Genomic DNA, 24,605 nt, shown 5'->3' on the forward strand with positions numbered 1-24,605 from the left:
ATCGCCATGTCTCTGAAGTTTGCGGCTTCTCATATCCTGTGGCGCCAATTTGAAAGGCAAAACGATGCGCCCCCCGTAGACGACGGGCAATTGAACATAGTGAAGGGCTTCGTCAATGGCTTTTTTCATTCGCATGGCCATACGGGTCAGGCCCAGGACTTTCATGCCTTGCGTTGGTGCGCCGCACAAAACTTGACGTTCAGGACGATGCTGAAGCAGTTGGTCGGGGAGCTGGAGAACCAGGCCCTGCTCAATGACCTGGATCTGGTGGTGCTGGCCCACTGGACGCCGGACGTTGAGGTCGGATGCTCGGTGACCAACGCCATTATTCATGAAACGGGTTCCCACGACGCCTTTGGCATTGCCATCAGCGATCATGGCCTGAGCAGTACGTTTCTGGCGTTGCAAGTCATTGAGGATTACCTCGACGATATGGACCGTGGCGGCCATGGGAAAAAGGCTCTGCTGATGATCGCCGACCAGGATGCCATCATGTATGACAGCCCAAGCCTGGCCCGTTTCAATCCTGTGGCCAGCGCCTGCGTCGTGATGTTGAGCGGCCTGCCAGGCGAACAGACCGACGACCAACCCGGAAGCATCGCGTTTAAACACTATCGAAAAGTCCCTTTTCCGGCCACGCACCAGGCACTGGATGCCCTGCTCGTCACGTTGGATATGTTCACGTCCAGGGAAAACCTTCTGCCCCTGCTGATCCTGACCACGCCGTGTTTTGCCGGACAGTTGCGCCAGCATGCACAGTTGGCAACTAACCGCATCGAGAGCTGGGATGAGACGCTACTCTCTTCAGCCCCCTGGGTCCGGTTAAAAGAACTTGCGACGGACAACTACCGTATTTTATGGGTGCTGCCGGAGGGTAAGTCTCTAGTCTGCGCGGGCTTCGTGGCGGAGGCCTGATATGTACATCCACACGATAACCAGCCTGGTCGCTGCGAATCTCACCGCCCTGCCCGCCCTGGCGGAGAAATATGCCTGGGGTGAGCGCAACACCAAGATCTTTGGCCGCTTTCATCGGATGGAGTCGGCCAGCCTGTTTGAGCGGGAGGCGTTGCCTGACCTGATCATGCGGCTGTTGCAACAGTTCAAGGCCGAGTGTGACCCGGTACTGTTTGGGCGCATTGGCTATGTGGCCTGGGCGCACTCTCTGAATTGTCCCAGTCCTTTTGACTTGGTCCCCGTCCTGGCCAGCGACTTGCGTACATTCTTGGGTCGCCCGGAGCTTGAGTTTTTCTCTGTTTCTCAGGCGTCGTGTGCATCGGCGCTGGTCGGGCTGAAATTTCTCAACGCTAAACTCACTGCGGCTCATGCCAGGCAGGATGACGTCTGTGGCTTATTGATCACCGGGGAAAAATGCTTCCACGAAACCGTGCAATACGTCGATCAAAATGGCTATTTCGGCGAAGCATTTTGCGCGACCTTGCTCAGCGTAAATCCCTCGCCCGGCACCTTGCGCGTGGGCGCCGTGCACGTCCAGCAATTGGCTGCCTACGGCACACGTACGCGTTCGACGGATCGTGAAAGTGAAAACGCCTACGATCACGCCTTTATCCCCACCATGCTTGAGACTGTACACACCGCACTGCAGTACGCAGGACGGCGCCCTCAAGAGCTGCGTACGCTGATCCCTTACCACATCAGCCCGCCCACCTTCGACAGGATTGCCGACGGCGCAGGTTTTGCCCGGGACATCATCTACCGTCGTCATCTCTACGAACTGGGACATTGCTTTTGCAGTGATGCGTTCCTCAACCTGAAAAGCCTGCTGGCGCACCGCGATAACGCTATCGCCGTTCACCCCATTCTGGCCGTGGCGTCCGGCATCGCCGGCACTTTTGCAGCCATGGTTCTTGAATTGAATAATGAGGATGAGACATGAGCACAACCCATTTGACCCAATGGCTGGTGCTGGCTGCACACCAGTTCCCTGAGAAAACGGCGCTGATCGAGGGTGAGCATGCAGTAACCTGGGCCGCACTCCATCAACGCGTGATCAATACCGCCGCCTACTTGCGTCAGCAGCAGGTTGAACGCGGCGACAGGGTATTGGTATGGCTGCCCAATGGGGTGGATTTCGTCGTCTGCTTCTGGGCTGTGCAATATTTGCAGGCCGTGTTTGTTCCGGTGAATCCGGATACACCGCTGGCACGGGTCGGCTGGTTACTCGACAACGCAGCGTCACACCTATTGATCGCCCAGGCCGAGCAGGCTACTGCGCTGGCATCGGCACCCGGCAACCCTGATCTGCAAGTGCTGTTTGATCAAGCGCCCGGCGTGCAAGAGAGCGGTTCGTCACTGCTGTCCCTGCAACAAATGGCGGAACTCTCACCGGCAATGCCGTTGCCCGTGCAAGGTGCGCTGGATATTGACCTGGCCGGCCTGATCTACACCTCGGGTTCTACGGGCGATCCCAAAGGGGTGATGTTGACCCAGCGCAATATGCTGAGCGCGGCGGACTCTGTCGCTAGCTATCTGCAATTGGCGGCCAGCGACCGGATATTCTGCACGATCCCCATGAGCTTCGACTACGGGCTGTATCAAGCGATTATGGCGGCCAAGGTGGGCGCAACGCTGATTGTCGAAAAGGATTTCAGCCGTCCGCTCTTTGCCCTTAAACAGCTGGTCAAGCACAAAGCCACCGTCCTGCCGATTGTTCCCACGCTGCTGGCGATCATTGCACCATTGGCCAAACGCTATGACTTCTCCTCCCTGCGCAAAATTACCAACACCGCGGCGGCCCTGCACCCCAGTGATATCGATCTGCTGACCTCGCTCTTCCCGCAAACCGAGATTTTTTCCATGTACGGGCTGACCGAGTGCCATCGCTGTACTTGGCTTCCCCCTGCCTTGTTGTCCCAGCACAAAGACAGCGTGGGCTATGCCATCCCGAACACTGAACTCTGGGTCGTGGATGATGAAGGCGTTGCACACCGCAGCAATGCCACCGGTGAACTGGTGATCCGTGGGGCAACCGTGATGCGCGGCTACTGGCGCAACCCTGAGCAGACCGCGAAGAAGTTGCGGCCAGGCCCCTTGCCCGGCGAATCGGTCCTTTATACCGGTGATGTGTGCCGGCTGGATGAGCATGGTTTGCTTTATTTCCTGTCGCGCAACGATGACATTCTGAAAACCAATGGCGAAAAAGTCGCCCCCAGGGAAGTCGAGGGCGTACTCAAGCGCATGCCGGGGGTGCTGCAGGTCGCAGTGATCGGTGTCGCCCACCCTGTTTACGGCGATGAAATCGTGGCCTGTATCGAATGCGTTGCTCCCCTGGACACTGCGCTGCTCAAAGCCTTTTGCCAGACCCATCTCGAAGCCTATAAACGGCCCCACCGCTATTACTTCAGTGAAGCTTTGCCCAAAAACAACAACGGGAAAGTTGACCGCGGCCAGCTATCCACCCTTCTGCCGCGCCGGGAAAACAACCTGAACGTCGGGAGCACACAACAAACAGGGAGCCAACATGTATACGCCAACCATCATTGAAGCCATCGGGCTGGTTCTGGAAACGTCAAACCTCTCGGAGCTGAGTGCCCGGACTCACCTGGAGCGCGACTTGGGGTTTGAGAGCGGTTTATATATCGAACTCATCATGTACCTTGAGGAGCGCATCGAGGACTTGGTGCTCGACCCTGCCACACTGGAATTCCAGCACTTCGAAACCGTGGGCAGCCTGTCGAACTTCATTGAACTCCAACTCGCCAGCCGGGCAGCATAAATGGACGCCTGGTCTGAGCTCATAACGGTGTTTATGCGCTTTGAGGATCAACCGCATACTGCCTGGCGCCACCACTCACTGACGTACAGCTATGCGGCGCTTGCTCAGCGCGCGCAGGATATCGCCATTGAAATAGTCCGCCAGCAGCCTCGAAGCGAGACACCTCTGGCGCCGGTATTGGTTTATGGCCACAAGTCCTTCGATTTTCTGGCGGCTTGGTGGGCCTGCCTGCTGTGTGGTTGTCCGATTGTGCCGGTGGAGTCAGACAACACTCCCGAGCGACTGGAACGGATTGCCCGTACGGTCGGGGCAAGCTTGATCCTGAACACCGACGCCCTCCCCCTGTGCGCCGCCAATGCCAAGGTGATTGCCCTCGCCGCCTTGCCCTGGCAGCACCATGACCATGCAGCGCTGCTGCATTTACTGGACGACACCCGCAGGCAGTTCGACAGCGCGACCGACACCCCGCTGGCCTACATCATGTTTTCCTCGGGGACAACCGGGGAACCCAAGGGCATTCGGATCAGCCTGTCCAATCTGGTCGATTTCGTGGCCTGGATACGCAGCGACTTTCCACTTGATGGGGCTATCACAGGAAATGTGCGGTATTGCTTCGATGTCTCCCTGTTTGAAATCTGGCTCGCCTGGCAGTTTCTGCAACCACTGTCCGTGCTCGACCATCGAGACTTGATCAACACCCGCAAGATGATTGCCCAGCATGCACACATGGCGCTGAGCTGCTGGGTATCGACGCCGTCGATGACGCGTCTGTACTTGTTGGACCCAACCTTCAATACGCAAACACTGGCGCAGTTACGCCGGTTTATCTTCTGCGGCGAGACGTTGCCCAAAGAGATTGTCACCCAGTTGTGGGCGCGTTTTCCAGGCTGTGAGGTGTTCAATACGTACGGTCCCACCGAATGTACCGTGGCGGCTTCGCAAGTGTTGATTACCCCGGACATGGTGGCTTCGTCATTGCCCCTGCCGATCGGCCGCGCCAGACCGGGCGCGGCGCTGCACCTTACCCAACCTCTTGACGCTTCGGGCCGGGGGCAACTGTTGATCAGTGGCGAGTGTGTCGGCCCAGGCTATCTCAATGCTGCACCTGCGCGTCAGGCCAGTTTCAGCCGGCAGGATGGGCAAGCCACTTACGCCACCGGTGATATCGGCCTGTTTGATGGCACTTGGTATTACTTCCTGGGGCGTAAAGATGGCGAGGTCAAAATACAGGGACACCGTATTGACCTGCATGAAATCGAACGCTTCCTGCGCGACCGCAACCTGGTCGCCGATGTGGTGGTAGAGCCGCATTGGCGCAAGGGCAACGCAGAGGCAATCCAGGCCTGCGTGATCCTCAATGCAACCTGCGAACTGTCACAACTTGGCCACGCCATGCAAGCCCATTTCCCCCCGTGGGCAATCCCGCGTTACTGGTACAGCACCCCCCGCACCGTACTCAATCACAACGGCAAACTGGATCGTTCAGCTGCCCGCCAACTGGCTTTGGAAAACGGAGAAAAATATGTTTTCATCGCAAATCAAACCGCTGTTTGAGCGGCTGAAAGATCAGAGCACCGCGACCGCTTTGATCAACGAGCAGGGCACCTACAGCTTTGCCGAACTTGGTGTGCGCACCGCCGCGATTGCCCAGGTGCTCGCGCCGTGGGCTGGCCGTAACGTGCTGGTTCACGGCCATAAACAACTGGATGCCGTGGCCGCCATGCTGGCGTGTATCAGCCAGGGTTGCTGCTTTAGCTTTACCGACCAGTCCAACCCCGTCCCGCGGATTGAAAAGATTGCCAGGCTGACCCGAGCCGAGCTGATCCTCACGGCGACGCCACAGAGGCTGGAGGGTCTGGACCGCTGGCCACAATGGGTGACATCGACCCTGGAAAATGGCGACCCGGGATCACTGCCACTCGAACCTGAATTGACCCAGCCAGCCCTTTATATTCTCCCCACCTCGGGCAGTACCGGTGAACCGAAGGGCGTCGTCGTCAGCTATGAGAACTTCGCCGCATTCTCGACTTGGTACAGTCCGATGATCCGCGACGGTATCGCACACGGATGCCATGTGAGCCATGCCTGCTTCTCCTTCGACATGGGCTTGCTGGATCTTTTCCCGGTGCTGTGCGAGGGCAGAGCCTTGCTGATGCTGGATCACCGCCACAACATGTTGCCGCGGCAAAATATCCGCCTGATGTCGCGCTACCCGCAGAGCCCGGTCACCAGTTGGTTTTCCACGCCGAGCTTTGTCGATTTGATGTTGAAGGACCCCTTGTTCAACGGGGAGCAGTTTCCGGATCTGAAGCGGTTCTTTATGGCCGGCGAGCGCGCCTCGCTGGGGTTGGTGACCCAGTTGCAGGCGCGCTTCCCGGGCCTGGAGGTGATGCACGGTTATGGCCCGACCGAGACCACCGGCATGACCCATACCTTCGAGCTTGGCCAGCCGCCCGAGCACAACTCAGGCCTGCTATCCCTTGGCACAGCCTGCGGGTTGACCGAGATCAGGATCGTGGATGCCGAGGGTCAAAGTTTGCCCCCAGGCGAAATGGGCGAGGTGCGTTTGTACGGCCCGCAAGTCGCACTGGGCTACCTGCCTGAGGATGACCCGCGTAACAGTGCATTCAGCCATGACGAGTTCGGACGTTACTACGCCACCGGTGACCGGGGGTTTGTGGATCAAGAACAATCCCTGTTTATCCACGGCCGGGATGACGGCCAACTTAAACTGAACGGCAACCGTATCGAGCTGGCCGAAATTGAAAGCAGTGTGTGCCGCTATGTGGGGGTCACCCAGTGTTGCGCAGTGCCGATCAAGGAAGAAGGCAAGGTCATCGACCTGCAAGTTTTTATTCAATTACGCGAGGACAGTGCAACCCACCGCGCCGCACTGCGTCAGTTCCTGGCAGAACAGCTACCGGCTTACATGATCCCCAAATCCATGTTCTTTTGTCAGACCTTCCCCGTGACACTGCATGGAAAGATCGACCGCCAACAATTGGTGGATCAGCACAAAGAGCCGCTGGCCGTAAGCTGATGGCCACCTGCAAGCACATATAAAAAACTTCCCGCCACCACGGCGAAAATGCACATCACTCCATGCACCGGCGCCGGACAGGCGCCGGCGTAAATCGTTTTCCCCAAGGATAAGGGCGTCGCGATGCGTTTTAGTCATATCGGTTATGTGGTTGGCGACAGCGACGCAACGGCTGTCGCGGTTAAACCGTTTTTCCCGGTTATCGTCCGATACAAAGAATATGTTGCCGCACAAAAAGTGCTCATCACCCTGCTGGAAACTGTTGAAGGGCGCAGCCAGATAGAGTTGGTCGAACCGCTGGAAAACAATCTCCCCTTGCGCGAGTTGTTGGCCAAATCCGGCAAGTCGTCGCTGCCCTACCACATCTGCTTTGAGGTCGATGACTTTGACGAGCAATTCAAAGTCATGAAGAGCGCCGGCTGGATCGTACTGACACGCCCGTTCAACGCCTTTGACAGCAACCACCGCTCCAGCCACCTCTATCACCCAGATGCCGGGGTTATTGAAATCATGTCAGGCCCGCTATGAGTCGACTCTACGATGACACGTTCGCCGGGCAATCCTGCCCGTTGGGCGCAGACGCCCAGCAGATTGCTGACCAACTGCGCAACTTCGGCGACACACGGCAGATCATGGGGCAGTGGTCGTTCGCCCCGACGCTGAACTCTCTCGGCCTGCCTCAACGGTATCAGGTACCGCCAAGCCGTCAGGTGATCAGCCTGGCCGAACGCTATGAACTCCACGAACAGATCGGCTTCGTCTCCCCAGCACTGATATTCAGCGCGCCCGGGCCGAGCATGGCGGCCTATGTCGTTGCCGGGCTGGGCAACGAACAGCAGCAGGATGCCTTTTTCGGCCAGTTCCAACAGGCATTGTGCTGGTCCTGCTTTGCGATGACCGAACCCACGCAGGGAAGCGATGCCGGGGCCATGCAGACCACGGCGACACCGGTTGACGGCGGGTACCTTATCTCCGGGCGCAAGATGTTTATCGGTAATGGAGTCATCGCTGAAACCGGTGTGTTGTTTGCGCGTACCGCACCGGGGCAATTGGGGATCAATGCTTTTCTGTTTTCGCCACAAGACCCGGCCATCACCCGCCATCGCCTTGCGTTGACCGGGCTTGACGGTGCAAACCTGGCGTTGATGCAGTTCGACAATCTGTTTATCCCGGCAGAGGATTTGCTCGGGCAGCACTTGAAACCGACCCAGCGTTTTGCGCAGTCGGCGATGGCTACGTTCGATGCGCTACGCCCCTGTGTCGGTGCCCTGGCGCTGGGTGTGGCGCGACGCGCATTGCACGAGTGGCAAGCCTGCGTCACGCCGACCCCGGCACAGTCACAACGGCTGTCGCAAATGAAGCGTCGCTGGTATGCCGCTTACCGTGAAGCGTCGATGGTCTGTCAGCAAGCAGATGCACAACAAAGCCCGGGGAAAAGCCCCGGCATGGTGAAAACCGCCTGTGTGATCCTAGCCGATGAAATTGTCAGCCAACTGATCCATGCTTTCCCCGCAGACACTCAGCCTGTACCGGCAACCCTGTGGCAGGCATTTCGTGATGTAAAAGCCTTTGAGTACACCGAAGGCACACGACAGATCCACCGACTGAACCAGAGTTTTTCACCCCGACAAGCCAGCCAGGAGTGCCGATGACTATCGCCCCTCTCGTGCAGGGTCAACTGAATATCGTCAGTACCTGTGAAGCCATCACGCCGGACAGCCGGCACTTTATTGCCACCCGGGAGCTACCGACCCGGGCGCGCTGGTATCAACACTGGCCACACATCGATTGCGGCGAACGCCTGCACTCAAAGGCCGCTGTGGACCTGTGCCGCAGCGTCATCAGTGAGCCGTATCCGACACAGTTGGTTTACGACAGCCTTCACCCGGCGGCGCGCGGTGCGACTCCCCTGCTGCAAAGCCTGATTTCCCAATGCCCGGGCTTCATCGAAATCTGGGGCATATGCAGTGGGCAATTTGATCCGCAATACGCCGGTTCGCTGGCAAGCACCCTGCTTCAACCCGGGCAACGCCTGCTGTATCTGTATGACCCGCTGCAGCGCCTGAGTGGTGATTCCGCGCCCCAGCTGGCAACGCTGCACTATCTGATCTTTTCTGCACAAGCATAGGGGGAAACAATGGATACCCAGTTTGCCTCACTGATCGAGCGCCTGGCCAAACCCACCCCGCTGCCGATGCGTCCGGCTGAGTCGCGACAGCTGGCGACCATGAAGACCGAGGTGGTCACCTGCGGCGAATACCGCAGCCGGGTGCTGATAGAGGAAAACCACGACCCACAGGCCAAAAGCGCGCTGTTGCTGCACGGCTGGGGTGGTCATCCGATGATGATGTCTGACCTGCAAGCAGTGCTGCAGGCCCAGGGATACAGGGTCTACACACCCTTCCTGCTGGGCCATGACCCCCACGCGCCGGCCAACTGCGATTTGCCCGGTCAGTGCTCGTTACTGTTGGCAATGCAGACCAAATACGGCCCGTTCGATACCGTGGTTGCCCATTCGGCCGGCGGGATCATCACGGCGATGGCCCACTGGCTGGGTTTTACCCTCAACCGCGTGGCGCTGCTTTCAGCCCCGGCGTCACTGTCCAGCCTGTTGCAGCATTACCTGGCGTTGCTCAAGGCAGACGAACATTACCTGCCACTGCTCGGTAGCTATTACCAAAGCCGGTACCCCATATCCGCCGATTTGCAGACCGCACAGCCATACACCTTTCGCGGGGTGCGCGCACTCATCTTGCACGGCACGCAAGACCAAAGAATCAACCCTGCCGACGCCAGGCAAATCCATGCTCAATTGCCGGGTAGCCAGCTGCATATCATCGAAAATACAGGCCACCTGGGGATTCTCTCGCATCACCGTACCCAGCAGGTGCTGGCCGGGTTTCTCCGCGCAAAAAACGCCGACCATGAAAAAGGGAACACCCATGTTGGGGCATATTGAATCCATCACCATTCACATTCCCGAGCAGCGCAAGTCACTGGCCGAGGTTGGCCTCACTCTTGGGTTGACCGCGCTGGATGTCAGGATGTTTTCACGCTTCTACGGCCTGGACAGCTTCCCGCGTCATCCCGGCACGGTGGATGACCTGATACGCCAGCTCCTGGAACAATTCGTCGTCACTCATCCTGACGTCGTCGCGCGCGTTCGGCATGTGGTGCATGCGCACACCGTGCCGACCCTGCGCCCGTTTCACAAGACCGGCAGGGCCGTGCTCGACGCATGCGGGTTTGCCCATGACACCGAGTACGGCAGCCTGACGATGGGCCACTGTGCAACCTCGTTGTCGGGCGTGGAGTATCTGTGCAGCCGCCTCAATGACGGGGAATACGCCCTGCTGCTGATCGGCGAAAAAGCCTTCCACCCGAAGGTAGAGTTGCTGGATGACACCACCATCATGGGCGAAGCCGGCTGCGCCGTGCTGCTCGGCCGGTCGGGAGACCGCGCCAGGGTCATTGCCCGGCACAGCGAGCAGGCCGGCCAGTTCAGTCAACACAAGGGAAATGAACCAAGAACCAACCCGGAATTCGCCGATGCCTATTTCGCGTTCCTCAGCAATGCCATGCGCCGTGCAGCGCGGCATTTCGACTGCGCCCTGGACGCTCTGGACTGGATAGCCCCGCACAATGTCAACCTGTCGTCCTGGCAGAAAATCGCCGACGCACTCACCATCCCCCGCACAAAGGTTTTTTTGCAGAATGTTCCCCGCTATGGCCATTGTTTCGGTGCGGACCCCTACCTCAATCTGGCCGCACTCGTTCGTGGGCAACAGCTCGCTCCCGGCGCCAAAGTGATGCTGGTCAGCGTCGGAATGGGTGCCACCTTTTCCTCGCTGTTACTTGAGTTACCAGCAGGCAATGAAATCCCTGTCTTTTGCAACCTCAAGCAATACCCGGATATGAGGCCGAATTAAGTTATTGCCTAGTTCTTCCTCTACGCGAACGCAACCATCTATGAGCGATATCACCCGCCACTATCCACAACTTTACGCGCTGTCAGAGCGACTTCTTGCCGTCGGACAGCTCGAGGAAAACAACCTTCAACTGGCGATCGCCTATCTGGATGACCCGGAGCTCAGAAGCCTCGCCTGTATCGGCATACCTTCACGGTTCAATCCCTGGGAAACGCCGGCATTTTCCAATGTCAGCTATCCCCGGCACTTGCAAATCATTGAGTACCTGAGCCGAACGGACGCCAGCGCCATGATGCTGTTGCCGGGTGCGTCACTCAGTACCCGGGCCATCCTGACCCTGGGCAATGAACAGCAGCAGACGCGTTTTTTTGCCTGCTTTGCCGAACGCCCGGCCTGGACATTTTTTGCCGTCACGGAACCCGAAATAGGTTCAGATGCCGGGGCTATCGCCACTGAGCTCACGCATAGTGAACAGGGCTGGCGGCTCAACGGCACCAAAAAGCTGATCGGGGGCGCCATGCTGGCAAGCGCCGGCCTTGTGTTTGCGCGCTATCAACATAGCCAGCGATTGGTCATGGTCTTCCCCGATGAAGCCGAGCCTGCCTTGTTGCGTGAGCCACTGGGCACCGTCGGTTTGGCGGGCGCCGGTTTAACGCGCCTGACGTTCAAGGATTATCGCGTCCAGGAAGACGACATCCTGGGGCACGAGCGCCGCGAACTCCTGCAGGGGCTCAACTCCCTGAGCCTGGTATTCGAGCGTCATCGGCCAATGGTGGCAGCCATGGCGCTGGGCACCACATTTGGCCTGCTTACCGCCCTCGACACCCGTCCCTTGCCAACCATGGCACGGCGCTCGGTCGCGCGGCTGTGGCGAAAATATCATGCGATCTACCAACAAATGCTGACCGTGGCAGAAGGCTATAGCAACGGCCAGCATCAGCATGCCCTCACCAGTCAGCTCAAACGTAATGCCACCCGCCTGGTCGAGGAAGCCGCGTGCCACCTGCCCCACTGGCTCAGCCACGACGACTGGCTGGAAGATCGCTTGCTGCGCAAGCGCTATCGCGACAGCTTTGCGTTCGAGTACATGGAGGGCACCAGCAACATCCACCTGCTCAATAGCTTCCGTCCGCCCGCAACCCAAGGGACCAGCCTGTGACACTCTGCCTCGATCCTGCCGATATCGTGTTCCAGTCGTTTCACCATACTGATCCGGCCATGCCCGAGTCGGACCCCCATATCCCGCACTGGCGTTCTTATACGCAGCATTTCTTTCGGGCCAACGGTGAGACGCTCAGCCCGCAGGACGATCGGGCGCTGGCGTGGGTCACCAGCACGGAGCGCGCCTCCTTCAGCGATATGATCGCCGTGCTGCTGCCCCAACTGGCCACCGTCATCCAGCCTGCGCGGGTGAAAACCGTGCTGATGGCGCATTGGACACCAGACCTGCACATGGGCAGTTCGGTGGTGAATGCCGCCATCCATCAATTGGGACTTTCCGCCTGCCTTGCGTTGGCGATCAGCGATCGCGGACCGGACGCGGGTCTGTATGCGCTGGACGGCCTCAATGACTGCCTGGCTGGCAAGGACGAAGATGGACTTTTGCTGATTGCCGAGCAGAAAAACCTGATGTATTTCTCGCCGCTGATGGAGGCCTTGCAACCGGAAAACAATGCCTGCGTTTGCCTGTTCAACAAGCAGCAACGCGGATTGCGCTACCGGGGGTTCAGGCGCGCGCGCCTTGCGCAATGGTCCAGCGGGTACCTTTCGCATGCTGTTGAGCAGTTGGGGTTGACCAAGGAACGCCTGACTCTGATCGGCCCTGCCCGGCTACTGGAGGCTGCGCATGCCGGCGCTCGCTCGTTTGCCGTCAACCCGAAGTTGCTGTGCGCGGCCCCTTTCGTTGCGCTGCGCACCTTCTGGGAGCCGCAACGTGACTATCTGCTGATCAGCGAAAATGATAACGGGATCAGCCTGTGCGGGCTCGCAGCCGAAGAGGGTCCACGATGAACATTGCTTCCCTGGCCACATATATTCCATCTGCCCGCGTGTCCCTCGACGAGGTCGTCGCGCATCGCGGCGGCAGTCCGTCAGAAGCCCGAACATTTGGCCAACTGTTCGGCATGCGGGAGGCATCAACCCTGGCGAATGAAGAAAGCGCCGAAGGCTGTTTTCATGCCTTGCTGCAGCAACTGGGTGACAGCCTGGACGAAGGTGAGAAGATTGATGCGGTCATCCTGATCCAGGGCTTGCCCTCTCCCTCCTTGCGCCAAAGCGTCAACCTGCCATCCCTGCGGCGGCGGTCAAACTTTATCGCCGCGGATGCACCGCTGCTGACCCTCAACCAGCAAAACTGCGCCACCTTGTTCTGGGGGTTGCGGCTGGCCGAACGGTTGTTGGCAAGCGGCAAGCACCGCGGCGTGGCGCTACTGGCAGGCGACACGCTCGCCGACTTTGACCTGGCTGAACGCTATATCCCGGGCTGCACAATGATTGCCGATGGCTTCGTGGCCGCCTTGCTCAAACCAGGTGGCGGTCAACGCAGGGTGTCGGGCATCCAGTGCTTTTATCACCCCGGATTCTGGCAAGGCTTGGACGGTACTCGCGAGGACACCAAACGCTTCTATCAGTCCCACAACCATCTGGTGGAGCATGCCCTGTCGTCCTACCCCGAAGACGTGCGCAAGCGTGCCTGGCTGCTGCCACACAATGTCAACCGCCTCAGTTGGCAAACCTGGCTGCGCCATACAGAAAACCGCGACCGATTGGTCGCCACCGACCTGCTCAGCCAATGCGGGCACTGTTATACCGCAGACCCTCTGTTACTGCTCGACCGCTACGCCCCTCAGGATACTGGCCGCCCCGCCCTGCTGCTGTCGGTGGGCCTGGGCGGCTGGGTAGGTTGCGCCGCCATTACCTCAGACGCCTTGCCGGAGGCAGTCCATGCTCAATAACTCCAATGCTATTGCGATCGTCAAGCCGTCCGCGGCCAAGTTTGCGCAGCTGGGCTTTCTGAAAATTGCTGAAAGTGCCGTTCGCCAGCACGGGGACAAGGTCTGGATCGGTGAGGAAAAGGATGAAGTGCTGCTGCTGGCGGGCGCTCGACATATCCGTTTTTTCCTTGAGAACGAAAGCAGCTTTCACAAGGAGCTCGGCAATGGCCATTCAGTCAGGCGGGTACTGCTGGGCCAGTCGCTGATCACGGCAAGGGAAGGTGAAGAATGGCACCTGGCCAGAAAGCTGACCGCTCCGCTGGTCAATCCCAAATCAGCGTTGCTCAAACAAGGCACCCAACACTCCGCTCAGTGGCTGGTGGACACTCTCCAGGACCCTGAGAAAGACTCCATGCAGGAGATCTGCCTGCAATGGGCGCTGATGTGCGTCGCGCAAGGGTTCGTCGGCTCCACGCTCAGTCCTCTGCAGCTCGATAGCCTGATCAATCACTTTCGCAGGATCTACCTGCAACTGATTGTCGATGAGCCGACCGAGGATTATGCCGCGTTATGCCAGCACCCGGCCCTGACCGCGTTCCGCGAGGAACTTGAGACAATGATCGGGCCGTTGATTACTGGCGACGGCGGCGGCAACGTCGACATGCTGCAACGCTTTTGCCAAGCGCTCGATATCAAGGCCAATCCGCAGGAACGGGAACGGGCGATCAGCATGTTGCTGGGCAATTTGGTCGCTAGCGTGGATAACACCGGTATCGCGCTGCTGTGGTGCCTGACCCACCTGTCGCAACACCCGCATTACCAGAACCAGGTGCGTGAAGAGGCCCGCCACGGGACGCGCGACATGGCCAGCGCCATCGTCAAGGAATCGCTGCGCATGACCCCGGTTACGGCTTTTTTCGAGCGCGGCACCCTGGCCCCGCTGGAGATCGACGGCGTCAGCGTGCCGGCCGGAACCAAAGTGCTGTTTTCACCCTGGCTGGTCCATCGCAATGCGGCTTATTGGTCCGACCCCCTGAGTTTCAGGCCAGAACGTTTTCTTGAAGGCCGGAAAATTGCGCGGGAGCACTTTGTGCCCTTCAGCGTGGGTAAACGCAACTGCGTAGGCATGGCGCTCGCACTGGACCAACTCACCACGGCCATTGAAACACTTTGCAGCCATTGCCACTTCGCCCTGGCACCATCGACCCCGCCCGCCGCGCTCACGCCGTTTTATGGGCTGAATGTGATGCCCAGAGGCGCTATCTGTTTCACCATCGAATCCGTGGACAGGGTCACTCAGCATGAATGCATCGCCTAACCTGGCGGGAGATGCCATCCCGCAACTCAGCGTATTCTGTTTTTCGGACGTGGCCCGGGACAGCTTTGCGGAAAAGTATGAGCAGTTGCTGAGCACCGCCAGGCTGGCGGATGAGCTCAACTTCCATGCTATCTGGACGCCTGAACGACACTTCCACACTTTCGGAGGGATGTTTCCTAATCCCTCCGTCGTCAGCGCCGCGCTGGCCGCCAGTACACAGCGTATCGCGATACGCGCTGGTAGCGTGGTGCTCCCCCTGCATGATCCGCTGCGCGTTGCTGAAGAGTGGGCGCTGGTGGATAACCTCTCTCGCGGCCGGGTCGGCGTAGCGTTTTCTGCGGGCTGGCAACGTAATGATTTTGTGCTCAAGGCGCAAAATTACCGTCAGCGTCATGAGGTCCTCTTCTCCTCTCTGGCGCAGATTCAGTCGCTGTGGCGCGGCGAATCCGTGACGCGCCACGAACTGTCCCTGCCGGGACATCCGGAACCGGTCACCTTGCAAACCTGGCCGCCCGCCTATCAAGCCGCCATTCCGGTTTGGGTCACGACGGGGAGCAATCCCTTGTTATTCAGCGAGGCCGGAAAACGCGGCCTGAATGTGCTGACGCACCTGATTGCACAAACCCGTGAACAGCTGCAGGAAAACTGCGCCAGCTATCGCCTTGCACGCCAAGACGCCGGGCTGGACCCAGCGGCCGGCAAGGTCACGCTGATGATGCATACCCAGGCCGGAGAGGATCGGGAAGCGCTGTTGCCACGTCTGCGACCGGCCCTCACGGGCTATTTGCGCGCGTTTATGCAGCTGTCTGACAACCTCAATGAACCTTCTGCGCTTGATCAGGAGGCCACTGACAAAAAGCAGGCCTACGCACTCAAATGGGGAGTGGAAAAGTACCTCAACCACTACGGTTTGTTTGGCTCCGCCGCAGAATGCCTGGAGCAGCTGAAACAGCTCAAGCGTGAGGGCATCGACGAAGTGGCGGGACTGGTGGACTTTGGCATGCCGCAGGACAGTGTTGAAACAACGCTACGTACACTCGCGACATTACTGTAAAAAAAGGAGGTTGTATGAACACGATGAAGCTGATGCTTGCGCTGCTGGCCAGCACGACCAGTTACACCGCACTGGCCGCAGAAAAAGCCTTTCCGCTGACCGCCTTCAGCAGCGTTGAAGTCCGACAGGGCATCAACCTGTCGATCAAATGCGCTGCAACGTCATCAATGGTGGTCTCAGGCTCTGCCGATACGCTGAGCAAGCTCCAGGTGACGACAAACAATAAGGCATTATTGCTCGTGAATGACGCAGCGGAAAATGATCGCTTCGTCTCCCGTTCGCTGGATATCACGCTGTATACCAGCGCGCCACTGACGGGGCTGACGGGAAAAGCAGGGGTAAAAATCGTGGCACCTGCATGTGCCGTCGATCAATCCAGACTGGCGGTCGCCGGCAGCATGGGCACAGACATCCAGATCGAGGGCAAGACAGGTGAGCTGGCGCTTGACCTGTCAATGGGCGGCACCTTTAACAAAAAACCGCTGCCCTTCACAGCGGATGTGGCGAATGTGCGCATGAGCATGGGAGCGGAGTCATCCCTGTGCCACATTCCCCGGATCAACGGCAGCCTGTCTGCCGGCGCACGGATGTCTGTCAGCCCATCGGCTCAGGTCGATACCGGCACCACGGGCTCTTTCGCCAGCGAAATTTCAACCTCTGATTGTTCGTAAACGGCAGGGGTGAACAGGCGACTCTCAGTTTGATGGTAGCCTAGCTGCCATTGAACTGACGGTTGCTGCGCGCCAAGGATCGCACCATAAGCCAGACAAAAACGCCCCTCCCCTTGCACCTGGCAATAATGAATCTGCCCAATACTGATGGGGGGCGCGACCATGACCTGCGCCACCCCGCTCGCGCCTGCCTGTGGGATGACACAAAAACTGCGAAGCGGTTGAGTCAGCCCCGTGCCCCGGGCTTTCAGCCAGGCTTCCTTCATACTCCAGAGCTGCGTAAAGCGAGTGAGGTAGTTGGCTTCGTCAAGCGCTAGCCAGCGTTGCTCATCCGCGTGGAAAAAGCGTTGGGCGATGGCTTTTTTTACCGCAACCTTTCCGCTGATTTGTTCCAGATCAACCCCGACCTCATACTCCCGGCACAGGGCGATGGCGGCCGAATGAGCGCTGTGGCTCAAGTTAAAGCGCAGCCAGGTGTACTCCGGCAGCCAAGGTTTACCGGTAGAGGTTCTGGCGATACGCACTTGATCAACCGGGATCGCCAGGTAGGCCGCCAGCACCTGATGCAACCAACGTTGCGCACGTTGGCGAACCGTCATTTCCGGCAGCGCATCTTTAAAGTGCTGCAGCAGGCAGACACCCCTGCCTTCGATCAACTCAGGCAGGGGATTGCAGCGGTAAATTGATGGTGACTTTGCAACCGGTCTGCTCATGGCGATTCTCCAGAGACAAGTAACCGCCGTGGCTTTCAGCAATTTGCCGGCACAGGATCAGGCCGATGCCGGTGCCATTGGGTTTGGTGGTATAGAAAGGCACGAACAGATTCTTCGGATTAGTAAGCCCCACTCCCCGATCAAGGATGGTGATCAGTAAGCGCCCCTTCTCTTCAGCCCACTCGATATCGATACTGTCAGCGCTGCTGCCCATCGACTCATCGGCATTCTTGATCAGGTTGATCAACAACTGATGGATCTGTACCCGGTCGAGGCTGGCCATCAACGGACGCGGCCCGTTCAGGGTAATCACACGGTGAGAGAACAGCAGCGGCAGTTCAGCCACCAGCGCAGTCAAATCCACGCGCTCCTTCAGCGCCGGCGCCAGTTTGCTCAACTGCTGGTAGCTGCTGATAAACGCGATCAGCTCACGTACCCGCCGGTTAATCAGATCGATGCCCTCGGTAAAACCGGGGGGCAGGTTGTCAGAATGATGCCGGTAGTGTTGCTGCAGCATTTGACTGATGGAGGCGATGGGGCTGAGGGAGTTGTTGATTTCGTGGCTTATCACACGCAACAAATCTTGCCAGGCTTTCTGCTCTTCCTGACGCAACATGTCGTCAACATCACTGACGAACAACAGCACATTCTGGACACCATCCACCATGTAGGTGTCGCTGGTCACTTTATACCGGCCCGGTCGCCCTTCATGATCGGACACCACAGGGTGCTCCGTGTTGGCATTGTGCAAAAGTTTATCCAGTTGCCAGGCGCTGGCTGTATCGCCAATCAACTTATCCAATGAGGTGCCCAACATGCGCGAGGCTGCGCTATTGCACCAGATCAGCCGATGACTGCCGTCCAGGGCATAGATGGCAACCGTGATATTGGAGATCACTTTTTGCAGCAGGAAATCCATCTCCCGCTGCTGTTGGCGGTGGCGCGACAATTGGCTGGAAATGTCATTGATTTGCTCAATGACGCCCTCAAAAGCCCCCGCCCCGTTGGTCACCCCACGCAGGCTGAAATCTTCCTGCTCCACCGCTTCCAGCAAATTGGATATGACGTTGATTTTGTAAATCAACTGCTGAAAAAAGTGATAGCAGAAATAAACCATCGTTACACACAGAACAAACAGGGTGAAAAACTTAAGGTAAATGGACTGGTGCGGAAAAACCCAAAGCAGCAGGTAGGCAATAATTGAGCCTATCGGCGCCAGACTGCACAGCAGCAAGTGACGGATTTCAAATGAATGAAAAAATTTACTCATGGCAGATTTTTAGTTTTTCGAGCCGGCGATAAAAAGCGCTGCGGCTGAGCCCCAGCGATTCCGCAGCCTTGACCGCATTGCCGTCATACTGACGCAGGCGCTGTAACAGTAAGGTTTCTTCGGCTTCGGCCAGGGTGCACGCGTCCGTCAATCCTAAAGACAATTCGTTGACCGGACGCACTTCGCTCTGGGATAACACCGAAAACGGCAGGCAGAGGTCTTCCGGATCAATCACATTGGCGCGACACAGCAACACGGCGCGCTCCAACAGGTGGCTAAGCTCCCGGATATTCCCAGGCCATGAATAATCCAGCAGTACCTGGCGTGCCTGCGGCAATAATACCGGCCGGGGTTTGTTGTATTTACGCGCAAAACGTTTCAGGAAGCGCTCAGTCAGCGGCTCGATATCTTCCAGCCGTTCGCGAAGCGGCGGCAGCTGGATTTGAATCAGGTTCATGCGGTACAGCAGGTCCTGACGGAACCGCCCCTCTGCCACGGCCTTGTCCAAGTCGGAATTGGTGGCTGCGATGATCCTGCATTGAGTGGTCTGGGTACGCGAAGATCCGACGCGCTCAAACTGCCGCTCTTCCAGCACCCGTAACAGTTTCACTTGCTGCGTCAGGGGCAAGTTACCGATTTCATCGAGGAACAGCGTCCCCTTGTCCGCCAATTCAAAGCGGCCGATACGGTTCTCCCGCGCATCGGTAAAGGCGCCTTTTACGTGGCCAAACATCTCGCTTTCAAATAACTGCTCGTTAATACACCCCATATTCACTTCGACGATACTGTGTTCGGAGCGCGAGGAAATCTGGTGGATATAACGCGCGAGCAGGCTTTTACCGGTGCCATTTTCTCCCAGGATCAGAACGCTGGTATCGGTCACCGCTACCTTTTCCACCAGGCTGATCAGCCGTTTCATCGCCGGTGAGCGGACAACCCATTCGCTGTCCATATCATCTTCGAGCGCCAGTTTGAGCAGCTTGTTTTCTTCGCGCAGGCAATTGCCTGAACGACGCGCCTGGCTCATGGCAATCTGCTGCTGAACGATGCTCAGCAAACGCTCGTTATCCCAAGGCTTTTGAATAAAATCGGCCGCCCCACCCCGCATGGCGTTGACAATGATGTCGACACTTCCCCACCCCGTCATCGCGACAGCCGGCAAGCAATCATCGAACTTCTTCATCTCGGCCAGCAACTGCAACCCTTCCATGCCTGACGTGGTGTCTTTCTGAAAGTTCATGTCCATCAATACCAGATCAACAGGCTTGGCGGACAAATGTGCAAGCAGGCGATCGGCCTGGGTTTCCAGGGTCACGTCGTACCCTTGCATGCGCAATAAGATATCGAGGCTGGTCAGGATTCCCGTGTCATCGTCTATCACAAGGATGTGTTTCTTATCGTTCATTTCAAGCATCCAGCTTGGAGCGCCGTGCCCGGGGAGCACGGCGGTCGTTTATTCATAACGAATCGCGTCGGCGGGCGACATATTGGTTGCCCGTCGGGAAGGAAGCCAGACCGCCAGCGCCACAACCAGCGTAATCATCAGCGCCACCATCCAGAACAGAAGCACAAAAGGAGTGTTTCCGTTACCCAGAACGCGCGTCAGTTTGGGAGCAACAAAGAATGCCAACGGCAAGCCGATGATAAGGCCGATCAATAACTGCTTGCCGCCCTGGATCATAAGCATACGTAACAAATTACTTTCAGTGGCTCCCATGGCCATCCGTAAGCCAATTTCCTGGGTACGCTGATTAATCAAGTTGCACATCACCGCATAAATCCCCGTCGCAGCCAGTATCATCGCCACCAGGCCGAACAACATGAAAAGATTGGCAATAAAATGCAAGCCGGCCGTATTACGGGCCAAGCGTTCATTCAACGTCTGGATCTGATTGACGGAAAGATTGCTGTCCACCTGACGGACCGCGTTGATCAGGGCGGGGCCGACCGTCTCAGGATGCGGAGCTCGCAGCACCAGCATCAATGAGGGCGAGGGTTGCTGCTCTAGAGAGCGGTACACCGTGGCGCGGTGGCGGAATGCGCTGAAAGGCCGTCCATGAATAACGCTGGGCACCACGCCTACTACGTTGTACCAGCGTTGGTCATCGGTATCGCGAAAACGCAGGCGCTTGCCAATCACATCACGCTCTCCCGGCCAGAACTGTTCGGCAAAGGACTGGCTGACGACGACCACCTGTTGTGAGTCCTGAGTATCGCCGTGGACGAACTCCCTGCCCGCCATGGGGGTAATACCCATCGCCGACAGGCTGCCCGGCATGACCTGCACATCATTGACCATCGGGTAAGACCAGCGCTCGTTCCTGTTGTTGGCCGACGAGTCTACATCCACCTGGCGCGGCACGGTGAACTGGCCCACGGCACTGGTGGTCAATGCTGCGCTTTCAACTCCGGGAATCGCAGCGGCAGCGTCCTGCAGGCGTTGGTAAAACAGGATACGGCTTGCATCATCAGGGTAATTGTTAGCGTTGAGGTGGATTTGCGCGGTCAGGTAGTTACTGGTGTCGACACCGTAATCAGCACGGGTCGCCTGGTAGACCAATAATGCGAACAGCGCACTGATACACAGAATTGAGCAGGAAAGCCCCACTTCAAAGATAACCAGGATCCGCGAAACCCGACCTGCGCCGCGGCTCTGCGCACCACGGGTGCCATCACGCAGCACATCATTGAAATTGCCATGGACGATTTTCCAGGCCGGCAATGCACTGGTGAGCACAGCCGTGATGATCACCAGGACAAGGGCGTTGAGGACCAACACATTATCGAGTGACAGCTGCCACCAGAAAGGGATTTTATTGGGTACGAAACCAGGCAGTATCGTATTGGTTATCTCCAGCCCCCATGCAGCCAGCAGGATCGCCACGACACCGGACAGAAAACAGATAAATAAGCTTTCCAGCATCATTTGCAGTACCAGGCGGCCTGCGGGAGATCCCAGCGCGACCCGGATCGCGATCTCTTTGGAACGCTCAGTTGTTCTTGCCAGCAATAAATTTCCGACATTGCAGCAAGCCAGTAGCAGCACAAAACTGACGGCAAACAGCATGACGATAAAGATCGGCGTGGTCTCCTCACCCATAAAGTTTTCCTGGAACGTCAATACCTGAGCGGAAAGCCCTTTATTACTTTCCGGGTACTCCAGCGCCAGTGACTGCATCACTCTATTGAGATCGCGGTTGGCATCCGCAAGGGTCACACCGGGCTTCAAACGCGCATACACCGACACTTCCGGAGCGCCTTTACGCTCCAGGTACTGCGAGGGTTCAAGCTGAGAAGGCAGCCACAGGTCATGGAAGAAGGGGAAGGCAAAATTTTGCGGCATGATGCCGACGATGCGGGTATGTATGCCGTTGATCCTGATATCGCGGCCAATGAGTTGCGCATCGGAAGCGAAGTAGTTTTGCCACATTGCATAGCTGATCACCGCGACAGGCTCAGCCCCCGACTGAACGTCCTCTTGATTCAGCACACGCCCTCGAAATGGCTGAACAGCTGCATAAGAGAACAGCTCCGAGGTGTTTCTGATGGCCATATAGGAAACAGCTTTGTTGCCATCACTGATATCCGCGCGCTCGGCGTAGAAATAGCCCATATCCTCAAACTGGGTAGAGCGCGCCTTGATATCGCTGTAGTCCATGAAGTTCAGCCCGGAATCACTCAGGCTGACACCATTCACGGTCGGATTGACCAGCACCATGCTTTTTCCGTCCGGATAAGGAAGCGGAGCGAACATGATGGTATTGATCACCGAAAACATATACAGGGTCAGTGCTAGTCCACAGGACATGATCAGCACGGTAACAAAAGTGAAGCCGGGGCTTTTCAGGAGTAAACGCAAGGCATAGCGAATATCAAAAAGCATCTTATGCTTCCTTCACCAGGGTCAGTTGTCGCGCGTGTTCCCCATCGCCGACGACCTTTCCGTCAGACAGGACAATACTGCGCTGTGCACGCTCAGCCGAACGAGGATCGTGGGTCACGATGCAGATCGTGGCACCTTCCTGATGCAACTTATCGAGGATATTCAATACCGCTTCTGCGTTGTGCGAATCCAGGTTACCGGTGGGTTCGTCCGCCAGAAGGATGGACGGATTACCCACGATGGCCCGAGCCACCGCGACGCGCTGCTGCTGCCCGCCGGAGAGTTGTGAAGGATAGTGACGGCTACGGTGGGACATATTGACCTTGGCCAAGGCCTCGGCGACTCTCTTGTGCCGTTCAGACTTGGAAATGTCGCTGCGGTAGGTCAGTGGCAGCGCGACATTTTCTTCGATCGTTAGATCACTGATGAGGTTGAACGACTGAAAGATGAAGCCGATGTCCCGATTACGCACCTGCGCACGCTGCTTCTTGGAAATATTGTCGACATTGCGACCCGCCAACTGATAAGTGCCGCTCGACGCCGTATCCAGCAACCCCAGAACTGAGAGCAGAGTCGATTTCCCACAGCCTGAAGGCCCCGATATAGCCACGTACTCGCCCTTGGAAATGGTCAGTGTGATCTTGCTGAGCGCATGGGTTTCGATTTCATCAGTCAGAAAAATTTTGTTTACGTCAGTCAGTTCTACCAAAGGTTCCATCTTTACTGTCTCCAGGGCATTGTTCCGGTAGCCGGCGCGAGCTGCATCAGTTGGCAATTTCAATCTGATCGGCCCCCTGCCAAGCGGTGCTGTCACTGAGAATTATTTTGTCGCCAGCCTTGAGCCCGCGGGTGATCTGAATGTAGTCAGCAGAACCCTGCCCGAACTCCACTTTCATCTTGGTCGCTGAACGGTCTTTGTCATCCAGCCGGTAGAGCATAGAGGGCAAGTTATTCTGCGCGAACGGCGGGCGCTCGACATACAACGAATTATTGATTTTCGTCACCGCGATCAATCCATCGACACTCAGATCAGGACGTGCTTCCTGTGGCAGAGGCTGATTGAACGTCACATCCACCTTGACCGTTCCGTTAGTCACCGCGGGATCGACCCTGGATAACACCCCGGCAAACCGGCTGCGCCCTGTGTTGATCGTGACGGCCTGCCCGACCGCGAGATCGCGTGACTGCAATTCGGGCACTTTGAGCTCGGCATACAGCTCCTTCTCTTTGGCAAGTCGCGCGATATCACTGCCTACTGTTACCCGCTGTCCGACCTGGACCTTCACATCCTGCAAAATGCCATCTATCGGTGATTTAACCTTGAGCGAATCAACCTCCTGCTGATTCAAAGCAACCAGAGACTCCAATTTATTAAGGCGCATAAAGTTCGCCTTTATATCCGCCTGGACGCTGAGCTTAAGCGTCCTTAACCGTCGCTCTTCAAAACCGACCTGCTGAGTATACTGTTCAGTCAGAATGCGTGTGGTTTCATATTCCAGCCTTGGCACGGCCAAAATGTATTTTTTCTGAGCAGCAAGACGCAGTGTAGATGCAAGTAATCGACTCTTCGCATCCATCATTAACGCCTCTTGATTGAGAATTTTATTTTGCAGTTCGGCATTTTTGGCCTCGGTTTCTGCTCGGCGAGCATTAAGTTCCAGTTGGCTCTCCTGAAGCCGCTGTTCGAGCGTCGGATTACTCATGACAACCAGCAACTCTCCTTTGCTGACTTTCATCCCGGCCTTATAAATGACTTCCTCCACCCGAGCGTCAACGTTTGCCGCCACCCAGTTGATGTTCCACGGTAAAAGCACTCCATTGCCACGTACCTCAACGGCGAAGTCACCATACTTGACTTCCGCAAGCGTCACGCTGCTACGGGCAACCTGGTAAGGCGAGAACCGATAGTTATAAATAATCAGCAACAGCACCAGCAGAAAGACGCCGCCAGCAATCGCTTTACTGTGCTTTTTCAGTAGGAGCTTATTTCCCGGCTGCGGGATCGAGATATCCATGATAGTACCAACGCTAACAATTTGAATAATCCAAAGCACATTCCAT

Annotated in this window: 24 protein-coding genes; 18 read left to right on the forward strand and 6 right to left on the reverse strand. The window is 57.3% G+C overall.

Annotated elements, in window-relative coordinates; genetic code table 11:
• The first annotated feature begins 6 nt into the window (after positions 1-6).
• The 17 genes from AF70_RS05185 (at position 7) to AF70_RS05265 (ending at position 16,678) form a co-directional block, all read left to right on the forward strand.
• On the forward strand, positions 7-915 hold the full coding sequence (locus AF70_RS05185) for a hypothetical protein (protein WP_019578926.1): 909 nt from the start codon (positions 7-9) through the stop codon (positions 913-915).
• Between the two features lies 1 nt (position 916).
• The gene (locus AF70_RS05190; protein WP_028940603.1) at positions 917-1,894 is read left to right on the forward strand and encodes a 3-oxoacyl-ACP synthase; all 978 of its coding nucleotides are present in this window, start codon (positions 917-919) and stop codon (positions 1,892-1,894) included.
• Between the two features lie 11 nt (positions 1,895-1,905).
• Positions 1,906-3,501: a class I adenylate-forming enzyme family protein gene (locus tag AF70_RS05195; protein WP_231508976.1), complete on the forward strand. Its 1,596-nt coding sequence runs from the start codon at positions 1,906-1,908 to the stop codon at positions 3,499-3,501.
• Positions 3,479-3,733: a phosphopantetheine-binding protein gene (locus tag AF70_RS05200; RefSeq protein WP_008010488.1), complete on the forward strand. Its 255-nt coding sequence runs from the start codon at positions 3,479-3,481 to the stop codon at positions 3,731-3,733. Before AF70_RS05195 ends, AF70_RS05200 begins: the two co-directional genes overlap by 23 nt.
• Complete coding sequence (locus AF70_RS05205; protein WP_019578929.1) at positions 3,734-5,287, forward strand: AMP-binding protein; 1,554 nt, start codon at positions 3,734-3,736, stop codon at positions 5,285-5,287.
• Positions 5,256-6,773 (forward strand): AMP-binding protein, encoded by a 1,518-nt coding sequence (locus AF70_RS05210; protein WP_019578930.1) that lies wholly within the window; start codon positions 5,256-5,258, stop codon positions 6,771-6,773. The genes AF70_RS05205 and AF70_RS05210 overlap by 32 nt, the downstream gene beginning before the upstream one ends.
• A 123-nt stretch (positions 6,774-6,896) precedes the next feature.
• Positions 6,897-7,301, forward strand: coding sequence for a VOC family protein (locus tag AF70_RS05215; RefSeq protein WP_028940602.1), 405 nt, complete (start codon positions 6,897-6,899; stop codon positions 7,299-7,301).
• Positions 7,298-8,425 (forward strand): acyl-CoA dehydrogenase family protein, encoded by a 1,128-nt coding sequence (locus tag AF70_RS05220; RefSeq protein ID WP_028940601.1) that lies wholly within the window; start codon positions 7,298-7,300, stop codon positions 8,423-8,425. The genes AF70_RS05215 and AF70_RS05220 overlap by 4 nt, the downstream gene beginning before the upstream one ends.
• Positions 8,422-8,901, forward strand: coding sequence for a hypothetical protein (locus tag AF70_RS05225; RefSeq protein ID WP_019578933.1), 480 nt, complete (start codon positions 8,422-8,424; stop codon positions 8,899-8,901). The genes AF70_RS05220 and AF70_RS05225 overlap by 4 nt, the downstream gene beginning before the upstream one ends.
• 9 nt (positions 8,902-8,910) lie before the next feature.
• Positions 8,911-9,732 carry an alpha/beta fold hydrolase gene (locus tag AF70_RS05230; RefSeq protein ID WP_028940600.1) on the forward strand — a complete coding sequence of 274 codons (822 nt, stop codon included), beginning with the start codon at positions 8,911-8,913 and terminating at the stop codon, positions 9,730-9,732.
• Positions 9,716-10,702 (forward strand): 3-oxoacyl-[acyl-carrier-protein] synthase III C-terminal domain-containing protein, encoded by a 987-nt coding sequence (locus AF70_RS05235; RefSeq protein WP_028940599.1) that lies wholly within the window; start codon positions 9,716-9,718, stop codon positions 10,700-10,702. The genes AF70_RS05230 and AF70_RS05235 overlap by 17 nt, the downstream gene beginning before the upstream one ends.
• Positions 10,703-10,742: 40 nt before the next feature.
• The gene (locus tag AF70_RS05240) at positions 10,743-11,861 is read left to right on the forward strand and encodes an acyl-CoA dehydrogenase family protein (protein WP_028940598.1); all 1,119 of its coding nucleotides are present in this window, start codon (positions 10,743-10,745) and stop codon (positions 11,859-11,861) included.
• Positions 11,862-11,920: 59 nt separating this feature from the next.
• Positions 11,921-12,712, forward strand: a complete 792-nt coding sequence (locus AF70_RS05245) for a hypothetical protein (RefSeq protein ID WP_230173721.1) — start codon at positions 11,921-11,923, stop codon at positions 12,710-12,712.
• Entirely contained in the window at positions 12,709-13,656 is a 948-nt protein-coding gene (locus AF70_RS05250; protein ID WP_028940597.1) for a 3-oxoacyl-ACP synthase, read from the forward strand. Before AF70_RS05245 ends, AF70_RS05250 begins: the two co-directional genes overlap by 4 nt.
• On the forward strand, positions 13,646-14,953 hold the full coding sequence (locus AF70_RS05255) for a cytochrome P450 (RefSeq protein WP_019578939.1): 1,308 nt from the start codon (positions 13,646-13,648) through the stop codon (positions 14,951-14,953). The genes AF70_RS05250 and AF70_RS05255 overlap by 11 nt, the downstream gene beginning before the upstream one ends.
• Positions 14,937-16,007, forward strand: coding sequence for a MupA/Atu3671 family FMN-dependent luciferase-like monooxygenase (locus AF70_RS05260; protein WP_028940596.1), 1,071 nt, complete (start codon positions 14,937-14,939; stop codon positions 16,005-16,007). The genes AF70_RS05255 and AF70_RS05260 overlap by 17 nt, the downstream gene beginning before the upstream one ends.
• Positions 16,008-16,021: 14 nt before the next feature.
• Positions 16,022-16,678, forward strand: coding sequence for a GIN domain-containing protein (locus AF70_RS05265; RefSeq protein WP_028940595.1), 657 nt, complete (start codon positions 16,022-16,024; stop codon positions 16,676-16,678).
• On the opposite strand, the gene AF70_RS05270 is transcribed toward AF70_RS05265, so the two are convergent.
• Together AF70_RS05270 and AF70_RS05275 are read right to left on the reverse strand one after the other, a co-directional pair.
• Positions 16,615-17,391, reverse strand: a complete 777-nt coding sequence (locus tag AF70_RS05270) for a 4'-phosphopantetheinyl transferase superfamily protein (RefSeq protein ID WP_081791070.1) — start codon at positions 17,389-17,391, stop codon at positions 16,615-16,617. The genes AF70_RS05265 and AF70_RS05270 overlap by 64 nt on opposite strands.
• Entirely contained in the window at positions 17,336-18,310 is a 975-nt protein-coding gene (locus AF70_RS05275) for a PAS domain-containing sensor histidine kinase (RefSeq protein WP_231508975.1), read from the reverse strand. Before AF70_RS05275 ends, AF70_RS05270 begins: the two co-directional genes overlap by 56 nt.
• On the opposite strand from AF70_RS05275, the gene AF70_RS29765 reads away from it, so the two are divergent.
• Positions 18,293-18,595 (forward strand): hypothetical protein, encoded by a 303-nt coding sequence (locus AF70_RS29765; protein ID WP_230173724.1) that lies wholly within the window; start codon positions 18,293-18,295, stop codon positions 18,593-18,595. The genes AF70_RS05275 and AF70_RS29765 overlap by 18 nt on opposite strands.
• A 58-nt stretch (positions 18,596-18,653) precedes the next feature.
• Here AF70_RS29765 and AF70_RS05280 read toward each other — a convergent pair whose 3' ends face one another.
• The 4 genes from AF70_RS05280 to AF70_RS05295 are packed head-to-tail and all read right to left on the reverse strand — an operon-like array spanning position 18,654 to position 24,559.
• Positions 18,654-20,066, reverse strand: coding sequence for a sigma-54 dependent transcriptional regulator (locus AF70_RS05280; RefSeq protein ID WP_028940592.1), 1,413 nt, complete (start codon positions 20,064-20,066; stop codon positions 18,654-18,656).
• A 48-nt stretch (positions 20,067-20,114) separates the two neighbouring features.
• The gene (locus tag AF70_RS05285) at positions 20,115-22,544 is read right to left on the reverse strand and encodes an ABC transporter permease (protein WP_028940591.1); all 2,430 of its coding nucleotides are present in this window, start codon (positions 22,542-22,544) and stop codon (positions 20,115-20,117) included.
• Position 22,545: 1 nt separating this feature from the next.
• Complete coding sequence (locus AF70_RS05290) at positions 22,546-23,262, reverse strand: ABC transporter ATP-binding protein (RefSeq protein ID WP_019578946.1); 717 nt, start codon at positions 23,260-23,262, stop codon at positions 22,546-22,548.
• A gap of 46 nt (positions 23,263-23,308) precedes the next feature.
• A complete protein-coding gene (locus AF70_RS05295) occupies positions 23,309-24,559 on the reverse strand; it encodes an efflux RND transporter periplasmic adaptor subunit (protein ID WP_028940590.1) in 1,251 nt (416 codons plus the stop codon).
• Positions 24,560-24,605 lie beyond the last annotated feature (46 nt).

Source organism: Pseudomonas sp. KD5, assembly GCF_012932895.1.
In the GTDB taxonomy this organism is placed as follows: Bacteria; Pseudomonadota; Gammaproteobacteria; order Pseudomonadales; family Pseudomonadaceae; genus Aquipseudomonas.

Bases quoted from the DNA above. Each gene is read 5' to 3' on its own strand.
- AF70_RS05185 (WP_019578926.1), top strand. From the start codon at position 7: ATGTCTCTGAAGTTTGCGGCTTCTCATATCCTGTGGCGCCAATTTGAA.
- AF70_RS05190 (WP_028940603.1), top strand. From the start codon at position 917: ATGTACATCCACACGATAACCAGCCTGGTCGCTGCGAATCTCACCGCC.
- AF70_RS05200 (WP_008010488.1), top strand. From the start codon at position 3,479: ATGTATACGCCAACCATCATTGAAGCCATCGGGCTGGTTCTGGAAACG.
- AF70_RS05205 (WP_019578929.1), top strand. From the start codon at position 3,734: ATGGACGCCTGGTCTGAGCTCATAACGGTGTTTATGCGCTTTGAGGAT.
- AF70_RS05210 (WP_019578930.1), top strand. From the start codon at position 5,256: ATGTTTTCATCGCAAATCAAACCGCTGTTTGAGCGGCTGAAAGATCAG.
- AF70_RS05215 (WP_028940602.1), top strand. From the start codon at position 6,897: ATGCGTTTTAGTCATATCGGTTATGTGGTTGGCGACAGCGACGCAACG.
- AF70_RS05220 (WP_028940601.1), top strand. From the start codon at position 7,298: ATGAGTCGACTCTACGATGACACGTTCGCCGGGCAATCCTGCCCGTTG.
- AF70_RS05225 (WP_019578933.1), top strand. From the start codon at position 8,422: ATGACTATCGCCCCTCTCGTGCAGGGTCAACTGAATATCGTCAGTACC.
- AF70_RS05230 (WP_028940600.1), top strand. From the start codon at position 8,911: ATGGATACCCAGTTTGCCTCACTGATCGAGCGCCTGGCCAAACCCACC.
- AF70_RS05235 (WP_028940599.1), top strand. From the start codon at position 9,716: ATGTTGGGGCATATTGAATCCATCACCATTCACATTCCCGAGCAGCGC.
- AF70_RS05240 (WP_028940598.1), top strand. From the start codon at position 10,743: ATGAGCGATATCACCCGCCACTATCCACAACTTTACGCGCTGTCAGAG.
- AF70_RS05245 (WP_230173721.1), top strand. From the start codon at position 11,921: ATGCCCGAGTCGGACCCCCATATCCCGCACTGGCGTTCTTATACGCAG.
- AF70_RS05250 (WP_028940597.1), top strand. From the start codon at position 12,709: ATGAACATTGCTTCCCTGGCCACATATATTCCATCTGCCCGCGTGTCC.
- AF70_RS05255 (WP_019578939.1), top strand. From the start codon at position 13,646: ATGCTCAATAACTCCAATGCTATTGCGATCGTCAAGCCGTCCGCGGCC.
- AF70_RS05260 (WP_028940596.1), top strand. From the start codon at position 14,937: ATGAATGCATCGCCTAACCTGGCGGGAGATGCCATCCCGCAACTCAGC.
- AF70_RS05265 (WP_028940595.1), top strand. From the start codon at position 16,022: ATGAACACGATGAAGCTGATGCTTGCGCTGCTGGCCAGCACGACCAGT.
- AF70_RS05270 (WP_081791070.1), bottom strand. From the start codon at position 17,391: ATGAGCAGACCGGTTGCAAAGTCACCATCAATTTACCGCTGCAATCCC.
- AF70_RS05275 (WP_231508975.1), bottom strand. From the start codon at position 18,310: ATGGATTTCCTGCTGCAAAAAGTGATCTCCAATATCACGGTTGCCATC.
- AF70_RS05280 (WP_028940592.1), bottom strand. From the start codon at position 20,066: ATGAACGATAAGAAACACATCCTTGTGATAGACGATGACACGGGAATC.
- AF70_RS05285 (WP_028940591.1), bottom strand. From the start codon at position 22,544: ATGCTTTTTGATATTCGCTATGCCTTGCGTTTACTCCTGAAAAGCCCC.
- AF70_RS05290 (WP_019578946.1), bottom strand. From the start codon at position 23,262: ATGGAACCTTTGGTAGAACTGACTGACGTAAACAAAATTTTTCTGACT.
- AF70_RS05295 (WP_028940590.1), bottom strand. From the start codon at position 24,559: ATGGATATCTCGATCCCGCAGCCGGGAAATAAGCTCCTACTGAAAAAG.